The sequence below is a fragment of the Bradyrhizobium sp. U87765 SZCCT0048 genome (genome assembly GCF_018131225.1).
In the GTDB taxonomy this organism is placed as follows: Bacteria; Pseudomonadota; Alphaproteobacteria; order Rhizobiales; family Xanthobacteraceae; genus Bradyrhizobium_A.
In genome coordinates, this window is sequence record NZ_JAFCMM010000004.1 from 699,180 (window position 1) to 719,174 (window position 19,995).

At 65.0% G+C, this 19,995-nt stretch carries 17 protein-coding genes; 9 read left to right on the forward strand and 8 right to left on the reverse strand.

Annotation, left to right across the window (positions count from 1 at the left end):
- The first annotated feature begins 251 nt into the window (after nt 1-251).
- Nucleotides 252-728, forward strand: a complete 477-nt coding sequence (secB, locus tag JQ639_RS26065) for a protein-export chaperone SecB (RefSeq protein WP_211968674.1) — start codon at nt 252-254, stop codon at nt 726-728.
- A 117-nt stretch (nt 729-845) separates the two neighbouring features.
- On the opposite strand, the gene dnaQ is transcribed toward secB, so the two are convergent.
- The 4 genes from dnaQ to JQ639_RS26085 form a co-directional block, all read right to left on the reverse strand.
- Nucleotides 846-1,562, reverse strand: a complete 717-nt coding sequence (gene dnaQ, locus JQ639_RS26070; RefSeq protein ID WP_211968673.1) for a DNA polymerase III subunit epsilon — start codon at nt 1,560-1,562, stop codon at nt 846-848.
- Nucleotides 1,563-1,592: 30 nt separating this feature from the next.
- The gene (gene coaE, locus JQ639_RS26075; RefSeq protein ID WP_211968672.1) at nt 1,593-2,192 is read right to left on the reverse strand and encodes a dephospho-CoA kinase; all 600 of its coding nucleotides are present in this window, start codon (nt 2,190-2,192) and stop codon (nt 1,593-1,595) included.
- 65 nt (nt 2,193-2,257) lie between these two features.
- Nucleotides 2,258-2,866 carry a Maf family protein gene (locus tag JQ639_RS26080; protein WP_211968671.1) on the reverse strand — a complete coding sequence of 203 codons (609 nt, stop codon included), beginning with the start codon at nt 2,864-2,866 and terminating at the stop codon, nt 2,258-2,260.
- A 4-nt stretch (nt 2,867-2,870) separates the two neighbouring features.
- A complete protein-coding gene (locus JQ639_RS26085; RefSeq protein ID WP_211968670.1) occupies nt 2,871-3,707 on the reverse strand; it encodes a pyruvate, water dikinase regulatory protein in 837 nt (278 codons plus the stop codon).
- A 358-nt stretch (nt 3,708-4,065) separates the two neighbouring features.
- On the opposite strand from JQ639_RS26085, the gene hemE reads away from it, so the two are divergent.
- From hemE to rho, 3 genes are all read left to right on the forward strand, one after another.
- Entirely contained in the window at nt 4,066-5,106 is a 1,041-nt protein-coding gene (gene hemE / locus JQ639_RS26090; RefSeq protein ID WP_211968669.1) for a uroporphyrinogen decarboxylase, read from the forward strand.
- 9 nt (nt 5,107-5,115) lie between these two features.
- Nucleotides 5,116-5,538 carry a protoporphyrinogen oxidase HemJ gene (hemJ, locus tag JQ639_RS26095; protein ID WP_211968668.1) on the forward strand — a complete coding sequence of 141 codons (423 nt, stop codon included), beginning with the start codon at nt 5,116-5,118 and terminating at the stop codon, nt 5,536-5,538.
- A gap of 309 nt (nt 5,539-5,847) precedes the next feature.
- Entirely contained in the window at nt 5,848-7,113 is a 1,266-nt protein-coding gene (gene rho, locus JQ639_RS26100) for a transcription termination factor Rho (RefSeq protein WP_211968667.1), read from the forward strand.
- A gap of 73 nt (nt 7,114-7,186) precedes the next feature.
- On the opposite strand, the gene JQ639_RS26105 is transcribed toward rho, so the two are convergent.
- Nucleotides 7,187-9,349, reverse strand: coding sequence for a thioredoxin domain-containing protein (locus tag JQ639_RS26105; protein WP_256443073.1), 2,163 nt, complete (start codon nt 9,347-9,349; stop codon nt 7,187-7,189).
- On the opposite strand from JQ639_RS26105, the gene mnmE reads away from it, so the two are divergent.
- From mnmE to JQ639_RS26130, 5 genes are all read left to right on the forward strand, one after another.
- Entirely contained in the window at nt 9,348-10,685 is a 1,338-nt protein-coding gene (mnmE, locus tag JQ639_RS26110) for a tRNA uridine-5-carboxymethylaminomethyl(34) synthesis GTPase MnmE (RefSeq protein ID WP_211968666.1), read from the forward strand. The two genes, JQ639_RS26105 and mnmE, sit on opposite strands and share 2 nt — an antisense overlap.
- A 194-nt stretch (nt 10,686-10,879) precedes the next feature.
- On the forward strand, nt 10,880-12,775 hold the full coding sequence (gene mnmG / locus JQ639_RS26115; RefSeq protein WP_211968665.1) for a tRNA uridine-5-carboxymethylaminomethyl(34) synthesis enzyme MnmG: 1,896 nt from the start codon (nt 10,880-10,882) through the stop codon (nt 12,773-12,775).
- A gap of 23 nt (nt 12,776-12,798) precedes the next feature.
- Nucleotides 12,799-13,494, forward strand: coding sequence for a 16S rRNA (guanine(527)-N(7))-methyltransferase RsmG (gene rsmG / locus JQ639_RS26120; RefSeq protein WP_211969056.1), 696 nt, complete (start codon nt 12,799-12,801; stop codon nt 13,492-13,494).
- Nucleotides 13,491-14,345: a ParA family protein gene (locus JQ639_RS26125; protein WP_249123430.1), complete on the forward strand. Its 855-nt coding sequence runs from the start codon at nt 13,491-13,493 to the stop codon at nt 14,343-14,345. Before rsmG ends, JQ639_RS26125 begins: the two co-directional genes overlap by 4 nt.
- Before the next feature lie 97 nt (nt 14,346-14,442).
- Entirely contained in the window at nt 14,443-15,324 is an 882-nt protein-coding gene (locus tag JQ639_RS26130) for a ParB/RepB/Spo0J family partition protein (protein WP_211968664.1), read from the forward strand.
- Nucleotides 15,325-15,488: 164 nt separating this feature from the next.
- Here the strand turns inward: JQ639_RS26130 and holA are convergent, their stop codons facing one another.
- The 3 genes from holA to leuS are packed head-to-tail and all read right to left on the reverse strand — an operon-like array spanning nt 15,489 to nt 19,712.
- Nucleotides 15,489-16,517, reverse strand: coding sequence for a DNA polymerase III subunit delta (gene holA / locus JQ639_RS26135; protein WP_211968663.1), 1,029 nt, complete (start codon nt 16,515-16,517; stop codon nt 15,489-15,491).
- A 17-nt stretch (nt 16,518-16,534) separates the two neighbouring features.
- A complete protein-coding gene (locus JQ639_RS26140) occupies nt 16,535-17,095 on the reverse strand; it encodes an LPS assembly lipoprotein LptE (RefSeq protein WP_211968662.1) in 561 nt (186 codons plus the stop codon).
- Complete coding sequence (gene leuS / locus JQ639_RS26145; protein ID WP_211968661.1) at nt 17,082-19,712, reverse strand: leucine--tRNA ligase; 2,631 nt, start codon at nt 19,710-19,712, stop codon at nt 17,082-17,084. Before leuS ends, JQ639_RS26140 begins: the two co-directional genes overlap by 14 nt.
- Nucleotides 19,713-19,995: the final 283 nt, after the last annotated feature.

Here is a 19,995-nt window from a genome sequence, read left to right on the forward strand (position 1 = left end):
CCCGGGCCAACCTCCCGACCGGCCAAACCGGCCGCCTTATCCTTGTCGAAGACGGCAGCGCCGTGTTAGCCACTCGCCCCGACGGGGGCTTTCCCGCCGCCCGGGCGGTGGCAGGAAGGCATGGATGCCTCCGCATCCGGATTTGCCCAGATCCCCGTCGGCTTGAACCCTGGGACGAAGCTTCAATTGGAACGCGGCCTTCACGCGAGCAGGTCACCCCTTCGCCTGAACCTGCGTCTGGAGAGATTTGTATGACCAACGGCAACGGCGCCCCGAACGAGAACGCCCCTCCGCCGCAGCTCAACGTGCTGGCGCAGTACATCAAGGACCTGTCGTTCGAGAATCCGAACGCGCCGGGCTCGCTCGCCCCGCAGCAGCAGCAGCCTTCCATCAACATCCAGATCAACGTCGGGGCGCGTAACCTCGGCGAAGATGATTTCGAGGTCACGCTGTCGATCGAGGGCAAGGCCGAGAGCGCCGGTACTCTGCTGTTCGGCTTCGAGCTCGCCTATGCCGGCGTGTTCAAGGTCCAGAACGTTCCGCAGGAGAACCTGCACCCGCTGATCATGATCGAGTGCCCGCGGCTGCTGTTCCCGTTCGCCCGTGAGATCGTCGCGACCGCGGTCCGCAATGGCGGCTTCCCGCCGCTGATGCTCGATCCGGTGGATTTCGTCGGCCTCTACCGCCAGAACATGGAGCGTCAGGCCCAGCAGATCCGTCCGAGCTGAGCCTCTCCCGACACCATCCAGCAGCAACGGCCCGGGCAGCGATGCACCGGGCCGTTTCGTTTGAGAAAGCTGACGTTTCGAGAAGCCGACCACCGCACGCGGATCGGCCGCGGACCTTCAGGTCGCCGGCGCCGGCGGGACCAGCTCCGGAATGAATTCCTTCCAGATCAGCTTTTCGCCGAAGGTCATGACAAAGGCGCGATGCGCTTCGCGGTCAGCCTCGGTGACACGCGCCGCCAGCGGTACTGGACGCTGCCGCCGTGGCCCGTCGACGAGGGCCTGTGCTTCCGTACGGGGCGTTTCCGCGAGCAGAAGCTGCGACTGCCGGGCGCCGACAAGATCGATATAGACCTCGGCCAGCAACTCGGCGTCGAGCAGAGCGCCGTGCTTGGTGCGATGAGAGTTGTCGATGTTGTAGCGCGAGCAGAGATCGTCGAGCCGGTTGGACACGCCGGGATGCTTGCGGCGCGCCAGAAGCAGGGTGTCCACCAGGCGATCCCTGCCGATCGGCGGCCGCTTGATGCGCTCGAGCTCCGCATTGATGAAGCTGATGTCGAACGAGGCGTTGTGAATCACAAGCGGCGCATCGCCGATGAATTCGAGGAATTCATCCACGACAGCGGCGAACAGCGGCTTGTCCGACAGGAACTCGCTCGACAGGCCGTGCACGGCGAACGCTTCCTGCGGCATGTCCCGCTCGGGATTGATGTAGCGATGGAAGCTCTGGCCCGTCGGCATGCGGTTGAAGACTTCGATGCAGCCGACTTCCACGAGCCGATCGCCGCGCAGCGGATCGAGGCCGGTGGTTTCGGTATCGAGGACGATTTCACGCATCTGGTCAGGAATCCGATCGAAGCCGGCGAATCAGGCTCGCCGCCGCGGCATTGTAACGACCTCGGCGAGAATTTCCTGGATGCGCTGCCGCACCGGCTCGACCCCAAACGAGGTATCCACGACGAAATCCGCCCGTTTGCGCTTCTCCGCATCAGGCATCTGCCGCGCCAGGATGGCATCGAGCGCCTCCGGCGTCATGGTGCCCCGCGCCAGGATCCGCGCGCGCTGTTCCTCCGGCGAGGTCGTGACCACCACCACCGCGTCCACCCGCGCATTGCCTCCGGTCTCGAACAGCAGGGGGACGTCCAGCACCGCCACTGGAGCACCTGATTTTTCGGCAGCGTCGAGAAACGCCAGCTGATGGGAGCGCAGCATCGGATGCACGATGCCTTCGAGCTGCTTCATCGCATCGGGATTGTGCACGACACGAGCGGACAGTTTCTGGCGATCGACCTTGCCGTCCACGGTGGTGCCGGGGAATGCCGCCTCGATCGCCGGCGCGGCCTCGCCCTGATAGATCAGGTGCACGGTGGCGTCGGCGTCGTAGACCGGAACCCCGGCCTCGGCGAACAATTTCGCCGTGGTCGATTTTCCCATCCCGATCGAGCCGGTCAGTCCGAGCAGCCGCATTGATTCCTCTCATATCGCGCGATGGTATCGGCCATCGCAGGCCCCGGCGAACCCGGGCCGAACGCCTAGAATGCCAGCACGCCTTCGCCGCGAAAGAAGTCGAGCAGCGGCAACAATGGCAGGCCGAGAATGGTAAAATGGTCGCCCTCGATGCGGGCGAACAGATGGACGCCCAGCTTTTCGAGCTGGTAGGCGCCGACTGTGGTGGTGACGGCATCGCCGGCAGCATCGAGATAGGCGGAAATCGCCGCCGCACCGAGCGGGCGCATGGTCATCCGCGCGACCGCGACGTCGGCGAACAGAATCTCGCCGTCACGCGCCACCGCGACGGCGCTGTGAAGTTCATGGGTCTGGCCCGCCAGCACCTGAAGCTGATCGAAAGCTTCGGCGCGGCCGGCGGGCTTGTTGAACAGCCGCTGTCCGAGCGCCAGCGTCTGGTCGGCGCCGATCACCAGATGGCCGGGCTGCGACACCGCCACCGCGCGCGCTTTCTCCGACGCCAGCAACTCAGCGATTTCGCCGGGCGACGTCAGGCCGGATGCCTGCTGGATCGCGCGCTCGTCGATCTCCGCAGGAATGGCCCGACAATCAAGCCCGGCCTGCTGCAGCAAAGCCTGACGCGAGCGGCTTTGCGACGCGAGAATGAGCGGCCTGTCGCCACGCCACAATGTCATGGCGTCATCCCCGCTGCCGCTGGCGATCGGCGAAGAGCTTCATGATCGCGGCCGCGGTTTCCTCGATCGAGCGGCGGGTGACATCGATCAGCGGCCAGTTGTATTTGGCGCTGAGACGGCGTGCGAACGTCACCTCGTCGGTCACGGCCTGGCGGTCGATATAGGTGTCGTTATCGACCCGCGCGCCGATGCCGAGCAGGCGATTCTGGCGGATCTGGATCAGCCGTTCCGGTGCCGCATGCAGGCTGACCACCAGCGGCTTGGTCAAGGTCTCGAGCTGCCGCGGTATCGGAATGCCCGGCACCAGCGGCACATTGGCCGTGCGCACGCCGCGATTGGCGAGATAGATCGAGGTTGGTGTCTTGGACGTGCGGGATACACCGACCAGCACGACATCGGCCTCCTCGAGGCCTTCGGTGTGCTGACCATCGTCATGCATCATGGTGTAGTTGAGCGCGTCGATGCGTTTGAAGTATTCCGCATTGAGCGTGTGCTGCGCGCCGACCCGATGCGACGTCGACACGCCAAGATACGCCTGGAACAACTGCAGCACCGGCCCGATGATCGACAGGCTCGGGATGTTGATTTCCTTGCACTTGGCCTCGAGGCGCGAAACCAGTTCCTCCTCGAGCAGCGTGAACAGCACGATGCCCGGCGACTCCTCGATCTCGGCAAGCACGCGGTCGAGCTGCTTCTGGCTGCGGACCAGCGGGTAGACGTGCTCGACCGGGCTGACATGGGAGTATTGCGCAGCCACCGCGCGCGCGACCGTGATCAGCGTTTCGCCGGTGGAATCGGACACCATATGGAGGTGAAAATAGCTGCCGGTGCTAGTCGCCATCGCACCGTATATCCTGTGAATCAATGTGGGGTCTTGGCGGCATGGGCGGGCGAGGGTCGGGAGCCTTGGGACAACACAGGTTTTGCTTCACAGCCCTTCTTATGGGATGAAGTGCGGCGCGCCGGTCGATGATAGTCGGGTTATGTGGATTTGTCTCTTGATAATCTCCAGCGGCCCGGCGCGAAGTCCTTAGAAACCATCGTGTTTCGCCGTCCGGTGGAATCCGCGGGATGACGCGGATAAGTCGGACCGGGTGTGGACAGGACGGGGACAGGGAGTCGAGGGTTTTGTGTGAGTCTAGTCCACCGCCTAACAACTACTAACCTAGAATCTTAGAATAGAATTTAAGAGAAGGCAGATGGACGGCAACGCGGTGCGTAACCCTGTTCTCGATGTGCTCGCTGGCAGGCCCATGACCGTTCCTCCGGTCTGGATGATGCGGCAGGCCGGGCGCTATCTTCCCGAATACCGCGCCCTGCGCGCCAAGGCGGGATCGTTCCTCGACCTCTGCTTCAATCCGGAGATGGCAGCCGACGTCACCCTGCAGCCAATCCATCGGTTTGGTTTTGACGCCGCCATCCTGTTCTCCGATATCCTGGTCATTCCGCATGCCCTCGGCCAGACCGTGAGGTTTGCGGTCGGCGAGGGGCCCCAGCTTGCACCCTTGCAGGATGCGGCGGCGATCGACCGTCTCCCTGCCGCTGTCGATCAGGCGATTCTCGCGCCGGTCTACGACACCGTGCGGCGGGTGAGGGCGAGCCTCGATCCATCCGTGGCACTGCTCGGGTTCTGTGGCGCGCCCTGGACGGTCGCGACCTACATGATCGCCGGCCATGGAACACCGGACCAGGCGCCGGCGCGGCTGTTCGCGTATCGGCAGCCCGAGGCGTTCGCGCGGCTGATCGATCGTCTTGTCGACAGCTCGATCGTCTATCTGCATCGCCAGATCGAGGCGGGCGCCGATGCGGTGCAGCTGTTCGATACCTGGGCGGGCGTGCTGCCGCCGGAAGAATTCATTCGGTGGTGCATCGAGCCGGCGGCGCGCATCGTCGACGGCCTGCGAAAGCTGGTTCCCGACGCCAGGGTGATCGGCTTTCCCCGTGGCGCCGGCGCGATGCTCGGCGATTACATCGATCGCGTCGCCGTCAATGGCGTGAGCGTCGACTGGATGGCCGATCGCCGCATGGTCCGGTCACGGATTCAGCCGAGGGTGGCGGTGCAGGGCAATCTCGATCCGCTGGTGCTGCTCGCCGGTGGCGACGCGCTCGATCGCGCCGTTGATCGCATCCTCGAGGATTTCGCCGGCGGCCGTTTCATCTTCAATCTCGGCCACGGCATTCTGCCGGAGACACCGATCGCGCATGTCGAGCGCATGCTCGCACGGGTGCGCAGGAGCTAAGGGGACCGGATGTACGAGTGGTTGAAGGCGCTGCACGTCATCGCCGTGATGTCGTGGATGGCGGGCATGCTCTACCTGCCGCGGCTGTTCGTCTATCACTGCGATGCCGAAGTCGGATCGAAGCAGTCCGAGACTTTCAAGCTGATGGAGCGCCGGCTGCTGAGGGCGATCATCAACCCGGCCATGGTCGTGACCTGGGTGGTTGGTCTCTACCTCGCCTGGTCGGGCCACTGGTACTCCGCGCCATGGTTTCACGTGAAGCTCGCGCTGGTGCTGGCGATGTCGGGGCTGCACGGATTCTTCTCGGCCCGGGTGCGCGACTTCGCGCTCGACCGGAACACCCGAAGTCATAAATTTTACCGTATTATCAATGAGGTAGTTACGCTTCTGATGATCGGTATCGTGATCATGGTGATCGTCAAGCCGTTCTGATCACAGGGCTGTTGAACCCGGCGCGGCCATCAAGCACCAAGAGATTGGTCGGGGTTGCCCGGCCTCGTGTCGGGCTGCTGCGGAAACGATCTTGCGCAACCGGCCGCCGCTTTCTATATTTGTCACATCCCACCCAACGCAGGCGGATGTGGTTGTGACGCGGTTTGTTTTCTGAACCGGTCGCCGCATCAAGTTCCAGGCCCGTCAACGGTTCCTTCGCGCTCAAGACCTGCGGATTTCCCTTCTGGTCGCAATCCGCTCAGTCGTCGACGCCCTGCTCCCCCTCTCCGCACTCATCAGGACCACCCCATGCGGGAAATGAAACTCCAGGACCTCAAGTCCAAGACCCCAGCCGAACTCGTGTCGTTCGCGGAGGAGCTTGGGGTCGAGAATGCCAGCACCATGCGCAAGCAGGAGCTGATGTTCGCCATTCTCAAACAATTGGCCATCCAGGAAATCGATATCATCGGCGAAGGCGTCGTCGAGGTGCTGCCCGACGGCTTCGGCTTCCTGCGCTCGCCCGATGCCAACTACCTGCCCGGCCCGGACGATATCTACGTCTCGCCGTCGCAGATCCGACGCTTCGGCCTGCGGACCGGTGATACCATCGAGGGTCACATCCGTTCGCCGAAGGAAGGCGAGCGCTACTTTGCGTTGCTCAAGGTCAACACCCTCAACTTCGAGGATCCGGAGAAGGCCAAGCACAAGGTCAACTTCGACAACCTGACGCCGCTGTTTCCGGACGAGCGCTTCCGTCTCGAACTCGAAGATCCGACCCGCAAGGATCTCTCGGCCCGTGTCATCGATATCGTCGCGCCGATCGGCAAGGGCCAGCGCGCGCTGATCGTCGCGCCGCCGCGCACCGGCAAGACGGTGCTGATGCAGAATATCGCGCACTCGATCACCGCGAATCACCCCGAGTGCTATTTGATCGTGCTGCTGATCGACGAGCGTCCGGAGGAAGTCACGGACATGCAGCGCTCGGTGAAGGGCGAGGTGGTGTCCTCGACCTTCGACGAGCCGGCGGTGCGCCACGTCCAGGTCGCCGAAATGGTCATCGAGAAGGCCAAGCGCCTGGTCGAGCATGGCCGTGACGTCGTCATCCTGCTGGATTCGATCACCCGCCTCGGCCGCGCCTACAACACCGTGGTGCCGTCCTCCGGCAAGGTGCTGACCGGCGGCGTCGACGCCAATGCCTTGCAGCGTCCGAAGCGTTTCTTCGGCGCGGCCCGCAACATCGAGGAAGGCGGTTCGCTGACCATCATCGCGACCGCGCTGGTCGATACCGGCAGCCGCATGGACGAAGTGATTTTCGAAGAGTTCAAGGGCACCGGCAACTCTGAACTGATTCTCGACCGCAAGGTGTCCGACAAGCGCACCTTCCCGGCGATCGACATCACCCGCTCGGGCACCCGCAAGGAAGAGCTGCTCACCGATCCGCAGCAGCTCAAGAAGATGTACGTCCTGCGCCGCATTCTCAATCCGATGGGCACCATGGACGCCATCGACTTCCTGCTCGACAAGCTGCGCAACACCAAGAGCAACTCCGAGTTCTTCGATTCGATGAACACCTGATCGAACGGGTCATCGCGACGCTCGCGGCCGGATCGCTGACAAAGCGGTCCGGCCGTTGTCGTTTGCGGGGATCTCAGGCAGGGCGTGGCAGCACGCGTTCGCGCAATGCGGCCGGATCGGTCACCGGCAGTGAACAGCTTCGCCCACGGCAGACGAAGGCGGCGGCCCGGCCGTTCGCGGCCGCGATCTTGTCCCGCACGGGATGATCGGTGGCGAGCCCGTCGCTGCCTGCGACATGCGAGACGATGGTCGTGGCATATGGCAGCCGACGCGCTGCAGTGAGGAGCGCACGCGCTGTATCGTCACTGCCGATGACGACGATCTCGGCGCCAGTGAGATGCAGGTCGAGCGCGTTCAGCAGCGACAGATGACCGAAGATGTTTTCGGTGGCGTTCGGCAGCAGCGCGCTGAACAGCTCGTCGCGTCTTTGGTGCCAATCGGCATCGCCAGTGAGCGTCGCCAGGCGAACGAGGTTCTGGGCGATCAGGCCGTTGTGGTTGGGAATGGCGTCGTCCGTCGTGGCATGGGGGCGGACGATCAGACCTTCAGCATCGTCGGCGGTGAGGTAGTAGCCGCCATGCTCGCTGTCGGCGTAGTGGCGCTCGAGAACGTGCTGCCATCGCACCGCGAGATCGAGGCAGTCGGATTCGGATGTTGCTTCGAACAGAGCGAGGCTTGCCCGGATCATCGCGGCAGCGTCGGACGCCAGCCCCGGAAACAGCAGCTTGCCATCGCGGCTGGAATGACCCAGCCGGTCGGCGCGGGTCATGTGCTGTCTGATAGCGTCGAATGCGCCGCGGGCGAGGGCGAGCCAGTCCGGTCGTTCGAATGCATTGGCTGCATGAACCAGGGCTGCGATCGTCAGCCCGTTCCAGTCGGCGAGTATCTTGTCGTCGAGCCCTGGGCGAATTCGTTGTGCCCGTGCTGCAAGCAGCCTGGCGCGCATCGCCGCGAGGCGGTCGTCATCCGCCGAAATCACCCCAGCCTGTGCGAGGCGATTGAGGATGTTGTGGCCTTCGAAATTGCCGGCGGCCGTGATGTCGTATGCGGCAGAAAAAACAGCGGCGTCCGCGGCGCCGAGGACGTCCGCGATTTCTGCCGACGACCAGACGTAGAACTTGCCTTCCTCACCTTCCGAATCTGCATCGAGCGATGACGCGAAGGCGCCCTGCGCCGTGGTCATTTCGCGTATCAGCCAGCCGACGGTGTCCTCCGCGCGATGACGCAGCAGCGGATGCGGCGCGCGGCTGTAATCGAGGGCCAGCAGATCGAGGATCTGGGCGTTGTCGTACAGCATCTTTTCGAAGTGCGGCACCAGCCAGCGTTCGTCGACGGAGTAGCGCGCGTAGCCGCCGCCGAGATGATCGTAGATGCCGCCTTCGCTCATGCGTGTCAGCGCCAGCGCTGACGTGATGAAGAAGCGTTGATCGGATGTACGGGCGCCGGCGCGCCAGATGAATTCGAGCATTGACGGCTGCGGAAATTTCGGTGCGCCGCGCAGGCCGCCATTCACGGGATCGGTGGCGCGCGCGATCGACGCGGCGGCGCTGTCGAGTTCGGCGATGCCGAGGCTGCCGGGATTGTCGACGCGTGCACGGTGCGCGAGGCGGGCCACGAGGGCGGTGCGGTTCTGGGTCACCTTGTCGGGTTCGTCGCGGAAGACGCGGGCGACTTCGCGCAGCACGTCGGCGAAGGCCGGCCGGCCATACTGGGCGTCTTTCGGAAAATACGTTCCGCCCCAGAACGGCTCGCCATCCGGGGTGAGAAACATGGTCAGGGGCCAGCCACCGGGTTCGCCAAGGTGGTGCAGGGCATTCATGTAGATCTGGTCGATGTCAGGCCGCTCCTCGCGGTCGACCTTGATGTTGACGAACAGCGCGTTCATCAGCCGAGCCGTGGCAGCATCCTCGAAACTTTCGTGTGCCATGACATGGCACCAGTGGCAGGCGGCGTAGCCGATCGAGAGCAGGATTGGCTTGTCGCTGCGCTTCGCTTCTGCGAGCGCCGCCGGACTCCAGGGCCACCAGTCGACGGGGTTGTCGCGATGCTGCAGCAGGTAGGGGCTTGTTTCCATCGCGAGTCGATTTTGTTGCGGTGCGATATAGGCCACTGGCTGACTCGATGAATTGGTGCGGTGCAGCACAATCGACAGTTTGAATATGCTGCAATGCAATATAAAGACGCACCCCGGCCAAAGCCTTTGCCGTGTTGCATTCCCAGGTGACAAATAGCCCATGGATTTCCGCGATCAAACCATCTTTGCGTTGTCGTCCGGACGCGCGCCGTCGGCCATTGCGGTCGTGCGGATTTCGGGGTTACGGGCGGCCGCAGCGCTCGAGCGGCTGTGCATCCGCCGGCCGATGCCGCGTGTCGCGACGCTGGCAACCCTGCGTGATGCATCCGCTCAGCCGATCGACGAAGCCGTGGTGGTGTGGTTTCCCGGACCGCACAGCGCGACGGGTGAGGATGTCGTCGAGCTGCATGTCCATGGTGGCCGTGCGGTTCTCGCGATGCTGTTCGAGGTACTCGGCGCCATGGATGGGCTGCGACCGGCCGATCCCGGTGAATTCACCCGTCGTGCGTTCGAGAACGGCAAGATCGATCTCACCGAAGCCGAGGGCATCGACGATCTCATTCACGCCGACACCGACCGCCAGCGCCGCCAGGCGCTGCGGCAGATCAAGGGGCAGCTCGGCATCCAGGCCGAAACCTGGCGGCAGCAGATCATCGAGGCGTCCGCACTGATCGAGGCGGGGATCGATTTCTCGGATGAGGGCGATGTCCCCGACAGCCTGACTGCGCCGGCATTCGCACGGATCGCGGCGCTGAAGGCCGAGATCGAGGCCGCGCTGGCAGCATCGGCCCGCAGCGAGCGTTTGCGCGAGGGACTCGTGGTGGCGATTGCCGGTCCACCCAATGCCGGCAAGTCGACCCTGCTCAATCGTCTGGCGCGTCGGGATGCAGCGATTGTATCGCCGCATGCCGGCACGACACGGGACGTGATCGAGGTCCATCTCGATCTTGATGGATACCCGGTCACTCTGCTCGACACCGCTGGTGTCCGCGAGACTGAGGATCCGGTGGAGCAGGAAGGGGTTCGGCGCGCGAAGGACCGGGCAGCGACGGCGGACCTCGTGCTCTGGATGACCGATGCCGGCGATGGTTCGCCGCATGATGTGCCCGATGGAGCTGGTGATGCGCCGGTCTGGCGGGTGCGGAATAAGGTCGATCTCGCCGGTTCGAATGTCGTGGGGATCGCCGGCTCCGGGGTGTTCGACATCTCGGCCGGACGGGGGGACGGTCTTTCGGATCTCACCGCGGCCCTGATCGGGTTCGCCCAATCCTATTTCGGTGGAAGCGAGGCCGCGCTGGTGACGCGAACCCGGCATCGGCTGCTGCTCCAGGACACGCTTGTGGGCCTTGGTCGGGCCCTGGCGGCTCGCGAACTGGGCGACGAGCTGATCGCGGAGGAGCTGCGCTTGGCGGCACGCGCCCTGGGGCGGATTACCGGTCGGGTCGATGTCGAGGACCTTCTGGATGTCATCTTCCGGGACTTCTGCATCGGCAAATGACATCCGGCGATCTCTTGGGCGGTGTTTCACGTGAAACAATGCGCGTGGAGGGATCTCTGACCGATGTTTCACGTGAAACACGCCTTGGAACGTTCCCGATGTTTCACGTGAAACGTTGCCAACGTGGTTAAGGATTTCTTATGCGGCCCTGAATGCCTTTCGGGTTTCGCATTTGAGCTGTAGAAGTCCCGTCCATGAGCACATTCGATGTCATCGTGATCGGAGGCGGCCACGCCGGCTGTGAGGCTGCGACGGCGGCGGCCCGCATGGGCGCCCAAACCGCCCTCGTGACCCACCAACTCGCGACAATCGGCGCGATGTCCTGCAATCCCGCCATCGGAGGGCTCGGAAAGGGCCATCTGGTCCGGGAAGTGGACGCCCTGGACGGTGTGATGGGCCGAGTCGCCGATGCCGGAGGCATTCAGTTCCGCCTGCTCAACCGCCGCAAGGGTCCGGCGGTGCGTGGACCGCGGGCGCAGGCTGATCGCAAGCTTTATGCGGCTGCGATGCAAACCGCGATCCGCGAGACCGCCAATCTGACCGTAGTCGAAGGGGAGGCCGACGCGTTCCTGTGGTCGAACGGGCGGATTACCGGCGTTCGGATGGCTGACGGTCGCGAACTGAGCTGTGGCGCGGTGGTCGTGACCACTGGAACGTTTCTTCGGGGTCTCATTCACCTCGGTGAAACGTCGTGGCCGGCCGGCCGGGTGGGCGAAGCGCCCGCCATGGGGCTATCGAGGTCATTCGAACAGATCGGATTCAGTCTCGGGCGTCTCAAGACCGGCACACCGCCGCGTCTCGATGGCACCACGATCGACTGGTCGGCGGTCGAAATGCAGCCCGGAGACAATCCGCCGGAGCCTTTTTCAGTCCTGACCCGCCAGATCACGACCCCTCAGATCCAGTGTGGCATCACCCGCACCACCGCAGCGACCCACGAGGTCATCCGGGCCAACGTGCACCGCTCTCCGATGTATTCGGGCCAGATCCAGAGCCGCGGTCCACGCTATTGCCCCTCGATCGAAGACAAGATCGTTCGGTTCGGCGATCGTGATGGCCATCAGATCTTCCTGGAGCCCGAAGGCCTCGATGATCCCACGGTTTATCCCAACGGCATCTCCACCTCACTGCCGGAGGAGGTCCAGCAGGCGATCCTCGCGACCATTCCGGGTTGCGAACGGGTGCGAATGGTCCGTCCGGGCTACGCCATCGAGTACGATCATGTCGATCCACGCGAGCTCGATCCGACGCTGCAGGCGCGCCGCATGCCCGGTCTCTTTCTCGCCGGCCAGATCAATGGCACCACAGGCTATGAAGAAGCGGCCGCGCTGGGCCTGGTGGCGGGACTCAATGCCGCGCTGGTGGCCGGCGGCGGCGATTCCATCGTGTTCGACCGGGCCGATGGCTATCTCGGGGTAATGATCGACGATCTGGTCACCCGCGGAGTGTCCGAGCCGTACCGGATGTTCACTTCGCGGGCGGAATACCGCCTGACGCTCCGCGCCGACAATGCCGACCAGCGCCTGACGGCGCGCGGCATCGCGCTGGGATGTGTCGGTGCCGGGCGCCGTGCTTTCCACGACGCCAAGATGGCTGCGCTCGATGCCGCCAGGCAGCTGGCGCGCTCGCTGTCGATCACTCCCACTGAGGCCAACAAGCGTGGCCTCGCGCTCAACCGCGACGGCCACCGCCGCTCGGCCTTTGACCTGCTGTCATATCCCGAGATTGGCTGGACCACGCTGGCTGCGATCTGGCCGGAGCTCGATGCCGTCGACCCGGTGATTGCCGAGCATGTCGAGATCGACGCCAAGTACGACGTCTATCTCGCGCGGCAGACGGCCGACGTCGATGCCTTCCGGCGCGACGAAAGCCTGCTGTTGACGGATGTCGATTACGCGGCCGTGCCGGGCCTCTCCAACGAGGTGCGACAGAAGCTGGCGGCGGCGCAGCCGCGCACCGTCGGTCAGGCCGGCCGCATCGACGGCATGACGCCGGCGGCGCTCGGCATCCTCGCTGCTTATCTGCGGCGGCAGTCGCGTGGCCGCAACCGGTCGGACGAGGCCGTCCGTGCGGCCGCCGGCCCGACATGAACCCGAACTGAAAGGTGACCGCCGTGGCTCGCGCGCCGGCGTCCAGGACCCCGACCCTCTCTCCCGCCGACAAGGCCGAGGCGCTGGCGCTGACGCCAGTGTCGCCGGCGCTTGCCGCGCGGCTCGATCGTTATGTCGAACTGCTGCTGACCTGGCAGGCGACCACCAACCTGGTGGCGCCCTCGACACTGCCGCAGCTGTGGACGCGGCATATCGCCGATTCGCTGCAACTGCTGGCGCTGGCGCCGGACGCGCGCATCTGGATCGACCTCGGTAGCGGCGGCGGCTTTCCCGGCATCGTGCTGGCCTGCGCGATGGCCGAGCACGACGGCGCGATGGTGCATCTCGTCGAGCGCAACGCCAAAAAGGCGGCCTTCCTGCGCGAGGCGCTGCGTGTCACCGGCGGCCGCGGCACGGTGCACCTGTCGGATATCGTGGATTATGTGGATAGTAACCATGACCGCGCCGATTGCGTCACCGCGCGCGCCCTGGCTTCGCTTAACGTCTTGTTAGGCTTTGCAAAATCTCCCGTCGATCTGGGCGCGAAAGCTCTGCTCCTCAAAGGACAAGATGTAGAGTCAGAATTGACGGAAGCCACTAAATATTGGAATATTAAGCCAATTCTTCATCCCAGCCGCACCGGACAGGGCTGGATCGCCGAGTTCGACAGCATCGAGCGGCGCCCTGCATCCCCGGCAACCCAACGGTCTTGCACATGAGTGAAAATACTCAGGAAAACCAAGAGCTTAACGGGGGCGACGCAGAGTCGTTCCGGCCGCGCATCATTGCGCTCGCCAACCAGAAGGGCGGTGTTGGCAAGACCACCACCGCCATTAACCTCGGCACCGCGCTCGCCGCCATCGGCGAGCGTGTCCTGATCGTCGACCTCGATCCGCAGGGCAATGCGTCAACCGGCCTCGGCATCGACCGCCGCCACCGCGACTGCTCGACCTACGACGTGCTGATCGGCGAAGCGCCGCTGCGTGAAGCGATCGTGGCGACGGCAGTGCCGCGCTTGCACATCGCCCCTTCGACGCTCGACCTGTCTGGCCTCGAGCTCGAACTCGGCACCGCACGCGACCGCGCCTTCCGTCTGCGTAACGCGATCGCGGTGCTCAACGAGAATCATGCCGAGGGCCAGGACTTCACCTACGTGCTGGTCGACTGCCCGCCGTCGCTCAACCTGATCACCGTCAACGCGATGGCGGCGTCGGATGCGATCCTGGTGCCGCTGCAGTGCGAGTTCTTTGCGCTCGAAGGTCTGTCGCAGCTGCTGCAGACGGTCGAGCAGGTGCGCTCGACGCTTAACCCGAACCTGTCGATCCACGGCATCGTCATGACGATGTTCGACTCGCGCAACAACCTGTCGAACCAGGTCGTCGCCGACGTGCGCCAGTTCATGGGCAGCAAGGTCTACGACACCATGATCCCGCGCAACGTGCGCATCTCCGAGGCGCCGTCCTACGGCAAGCCGGTGCTGGTGTACGACCTCAAATGCGTCGGCAGCGAAGCCTATCTCAAGCTCGCCACCGAAGTGATCCAGCGCGAGCGCGAGCTGCGCCCGCACTGACGTGGTGCCGATCGCGCGCGAATGGTCGCGCGCATCGTTTCGTTTCTGACAGTCATGCCGAGAGTGGAGCGCGAAGTTGAATCCAAGGGAGATGGCGATGGCCGATGAGGCGCGCTCGCGGTTGGGTCGTGGTCTGGCAAGTCTGATCGGCGACGTCGGCGGTGAAGCAGCGGCGCATGCCGAGCGGCCGCGCACGCAGCGCAAGGTGCCGATCGAATTCCTCAAGGCCAACCCGCGCAATCCGCGCCGCAGCTTTGACGATGGCGAGCTCAACGAGCTTGCCGCCTCGATCAAGGAGCACGGCGTCATCCAGCCGATCGTGGTGCGGCCGCTCAAGGGCTCGACCGATCGTTTCGAGATCATCGCCGGCGAGCGGCGCTGGCGGGCGTCGCAGCGCGCCGGCTTGCACGAAGTGCCGATCGTTCCGATCGAGGTCAGCGACACCGACGCACTCGAGATCATGATCATCGAGAACGTCCAGCGCGAGGATCTCAACGCGATGGAAGAGGCGCGCGGCTATCACGCGCTCGCCGACGAGTTCAAGCATACCCAGGAGACCATCGCCAAGGTGGTCGGCAAGAGCCGCAGCCACGTCGCCAACATGATGCGGCTGACCAGGCTGCCGGATGACGTCCAGACGCTGATTTCCGCGGGCCAGATTTCCGCGGGGCATGCCCGAGCGCTGATCGGCGTGCCGGATCCGGTCGCCGCTGCTAGGCGTATCGTTGCCGAAGGCCTCAGTGTTCGTCAGACCGAGGAGCTGGCGCACGAGGAAGGCGTGCCCGAGCGCAAGCCGCAGAAGCCGCGCGCGGCGAAAGCGGCCAAGGATCCGGACACGCTGGCGCTGGAAAAACGCATCAGCGACATGCTCGGCATGAAGATCAGCGTCGAGCATCGCGATCCCGGCGGCACCGTGCAGATCAAGTACACCGATCTCGATCAGCTCGACGAGATCGTGCGCCGGCTCGAGCAGGGTTAGAGCCTGTCGACCTGGGCGCCGCCGAGCTCGTGCGGCTCCAGGCCCGTGTACACCGACAATTCAATCATGGCGTGATGGCTGGGCTTCGTCCCGGCCATTTTCGTTTTGATCATCGTCGGTGTGATGCGGCACGCCCTTTCGGACAGGCTTGCCGGATGAAGACGTCAGCCGCGCCGGCGCGTGTTGACCGCGATGGCGAGCAGCGCACGCTGGGCGATCGGCGCGGCGAGGTCCGACTGCTTGCGCATTTCGAACGCGGCATCGGCGAGCTGCCCGATGATCTTCATCAGCCGGTCCGACGTCGATGCCTGCAGCGCGGCCTCGACCGCGCCCTTTCGCGAGAAGTGCAGGCGAGGGAAGCCGGCCTCGGCGGCGGAGGAGGCCGGCATGCCGTCCTCGACCGACAGCCGCGCCTTGTGCAGCAGCGCGGCCTGCCGCTGGGCGGCCGCGACGATCATGCCGGGATAGGTGCCGGCGGCGACCGCCTTGGTGAAGGCGCTTTCGACCTCGGCGGGCTTGCCGGCGAAGGTGCCGTCGATGATCGCGTCCATGGCGAGCGCCGAGGCGTCGGTCACCACCGCCATGACATGCTCGAGCGTGACCTCGTGCGCGCCGCGGGCATAGAGCGCGAGCTTGCGGATCTCGTTGCGCGACGCCTGACGATCGCCGCCGAGCAGCGACACCAGCGTCGCGCGGGCGTCCTGGGCGATGCGCAGGTCAAAGCTGCGCAGCTCGTCATCGATCAGCCGCGCAAGGTCGCGCTCGGTGTCGGGGTAGCAGGCGATCGCCACGGCTGTCCTGGCGCGCTCGCACGCCTTGCGCAGCGGCGCGTCCGGACGCAGCTCGCCGGCCTCGATGACGATGCGGCAGTCCTTCGGCTGCATCTCGGCGAGGGTGTCGATGCCGCTGGCGAAATTCTTGCTGCCGGCGCGGATGCGAATGGCGCGGCGGCCACCGAACAGCGGGATGGTCATCGCTTCGTCGACGAGGCGCGATGGCTCGCTCGCGAGCTCGTCGCCATCGAGGCGGATCAGCGAGAATGGATCGTTGGGATCGTCGACGGCGGACGCCATCAGCGCGTCCGCGCGCTCGCGCACGAGGCCAGTGTCAGGGCCGTACAGCAGGATGATCGGGCGTCCGGAATCGGGCTTCGCGAGGAAGCTGTCGATCTCCTTGCCCCGCAGCGCGACCAAGGGCCGTGGTCCCTGGTTCAGCTGCCGGCGTAGAAGTACGCGGCGAGGCGGGTGGAGATGTTCTCGGCGATCTGGTTCGCTGCGCGGTCCTCGGCGTCACGCAGGCCGCGTGACTTGGCGAAGCGCTGTTCCTGGCCGGGGATGTCGTAGGACACCCGCGAGAAGGTGTTGCCGGTCAGCACCGTCTTGTCGGTGGCGACGTCCTTGAGTTCGTAGCTGACGTCGATCGCGTAGTTCTCGACCGCCGGCAGCGACGTACCGGGATCGAGAATGATCGAGGTCCGCGAGGTGTTCAGCCTCATCACCAGGCGGTGGGTCGGCGGCCCGCCGGCGCCCTCGCCGTACAGGCTGAACATCAGGGCGTTGCGGATGTTGAGGCCGACGCGGGCCTCGCGCGAGGCGGAGGGATAGCTCAGCGGCGGCACCTCGACGCCCTGAAGGCGTTCGCGCAGGGCCGGCTTGCCGTCGGTGCGCTCGGCGTACATCGGCTGGAAGCAGCCGGCGGTGAACGCGGCCAGCATCGCGACAGCCAGCCAGCGGCCGGCGTTCCGAACGATGCGCGGATCAAGCCACGACATTCACAATCCTCTGTGGAACAACGATAATCTTGCGCGGGGCGGCCCCGTTCAGCGCCCGTTTTACCTCATCGAGAGCCAAAACGGCAGCTTCGATTTCGCCACTGGCTGCATTTCGGCCGACTGTGACATCGGCGCGCTTGCGGCCGTTGACCTGAACGGGAAGCGTGATGGTGTCTTCCACCAGCAGCTCCGGCTCGAGCGTCGGCCAGGCCGCCTCGGAGACCAGTCCTGTTTCGCCCAGCGCAGCCCAGCACTCCTCGGCCAGATGCGGCATCATCGGCTGGAACAGTGACACCAGGATCACGGCGGCTTCATGGGCGGCCCACGCGAGATCCGGCGTCACTTCGCCGGCGGTCACCTTGCCGAGCACCTCGGCGAAGGTATTCGAGAACTCCCGGATGTGGGCGAGGCAGACGTTGAAGTGCAGCTTCTCGATGCCCCCGGACACCTTGTCGAGCGCGCCATGGGCCGCCTTGCGGATCGCCAGCGCGTCCTCGCCGAAGGCGTTGGGCCGGCCGGCGGGACGGTTCTTGCCGGCTTCGGCGGCGTCGTTGACCAGACGCCACAACCGCTGCACGAACCGCGATGCGCCCTGGACGCGCTCCTCGCTCCAGATCACGTCACGATCGGGCGGCGAATCCGACAGCATGAACCAGCGCGCAGTGTCGGCGCCGTAGGTCGCAATGATGTCGTCGGGGTCGACCGTGTTGCGCTTCGACTTCGACATCTTCTCGATCGAACCGATGGTGATCGGCTCGCCGGTCGCGATCAGGATGGCGCGGCGGCTGTCGCCGTCGGCCTCGATGCGGATGTCGGCCGGGAAGACGAACGTGCCGTCGGCCTTGCGATAGGTCTCGTGGACGACCATGCCCTGGGTGAATAGGCCTGCGAACGGCTCGTCGAGGCCGATATGCCCTGTCGCCTTCATCGCGCGGGTGAAGAAACGGCTGTAGAGCAGATGCAGGATCGCGTGCTCGACGCCGCCGATATACTGGTTCACCGGCATCCAGGCGTCGGCGACGGCCCGATCGGTCGGCGCGTCGGTCAGCGTCGGATCGGTGAAGCGCGCAAAGTACCAGGACGAGTCGACGAAGGTGTCCATGGTGTCGGTCTCGCGCCGGCCCGGCTTGCCGCATTGCGGGCAGGGCACGTTGCGCCAGGTCGCATGACGGTCGAGCGGATTACCCGGCCGGTCGAACTCGATGTCGTCGGGCAACTGGACCGGCAGATCCTTGACGGGGACCGGCACGCTGCCGCAGTCGTCGCAATGAATGATCGGGATCGGGCAGCCCCAATAGCGCTGGCGCGAGATGCCCCAGTCGCGCAGGCGGAAATTGACCTGGCGCTTGGCCACCGGATGGCCCGCGAGCTTCTCATTCTCCAGCCGCGATGCGACCTGCTCCTTGGCGTCCGCGATGGTCAGGCCATCGAGGAAGCGCGAGTTGATCATGCGGCCATCGCCGTCATAGGCGGTGTCGGTGATGACGAAGGTCTTGGGATCCTGGCCTTCGGGGCACACCACCGGGATGTTGCCGAGACCGTACTTGTTGACGAAGTCGAGGTCGCGCTGGTCGTGCGCCGGACAGCCGAAGATGGCGCCGGTGCCGTAATCCATCAGCACGAAGTTGGCGACATAGACCGGCAGCGTCCAGCTCGGGTCGAGCGGATGCACGGCACGGATGCCGGTGTCGAAACCCTGCTTCTCGGCGGTGTCGATCGCGGCCTGGGCGGTGCCGGTGCGACGGCACTCCTCGATGAACGCGGCGAGCGCCGGGTTGGTCTTCGCGACGTCGTTGGCCAGCGGATGGTCCGGCGACAGCGCGACGAACTTGGCGCCGAACAGCGTGTCCGGACGGGTGGTGAACACTTCGACTTCGCGCGCGGCCGTCGTCGTCGACGCGGCATCGAGCGCGAAGCGGATCAGCAGGCCCTCGGAGCGGCCGATCCAGTTGCGCTGCATGGTGCGCACCTTGTCCGGCCAGCGGTCGAGCGTGTCGAGCGCGGCCAGCAGCTCTTCGGAATAGTCGCTGATCTTGAAGAACCACTGCACCAGCTCGCGCTGCTCGACGAGCGCGCCCGAACGCCAGCCGCGGCCGTCGATCACCTGCTCGTTGGCGAGCACGGTCTGGTCGACCGGGTCCCAGTTGACCTTGGATTTCTTGCGCTCCACGAGCCCGGCTTCGAGGAAGTCCAGGAACATGCGCTGCTGGTGCTTGTAATAGCTGGGATCGCAGGTCGCGACCTCGCGCGACCAGTCGAGCGACAGGCCCATCGAGCGCAGCTGCGCCTTCATGGTGGCGATGTTCTCGTAGGTCCAGTTCTTGGGATGGACCTTGTTGGCCATCGCGGCGTTTTCCGCCGGCATGCCGAACGCGTCCCAGCCCATGGGGTGCAGCACGTTGAAGCCGCGGGCGCGCTTGTAGCGCGCCACCACGTCGCCCATGGTGTAGTTGCGGACATGGCCCATGTGGATGCGCCCCGACGGATAGGGGAACATCTCGAGGACGTAATATTTGGGCCGCGGGTCGTCGTTGACCGTGGTGAAGATGGCGCGGTCGTCCCAGATGCGCTGCCAGCGCTGTTCGGCGTCGCGGGCGTTGTAGCGTTCGTTGGTCATCGGCAGTCTTTTTGCGTCCGTCGTCAGTCTGTCGGGGCTCTCGCGCGGGTGGATCCGACGCCCATGCCGGCCTGGCCGGCAGTCCGTCGTCCGGGCGGCAAATCCAGACCCGCACGGGAAACATCATGATGCCGTTGGTCCGGCGGTTCTGACGTTCGCACCGCAGGCGAAGGGAGGCGAACGTCAGAACCGGGACACCGGGGGCGGCCGACTAGGACATGAAAGAGTGCGGCGGGTCAATGTTTTAGGGGGCCGAATCGGCCCCCGAGGGCGTTTTCGGGAA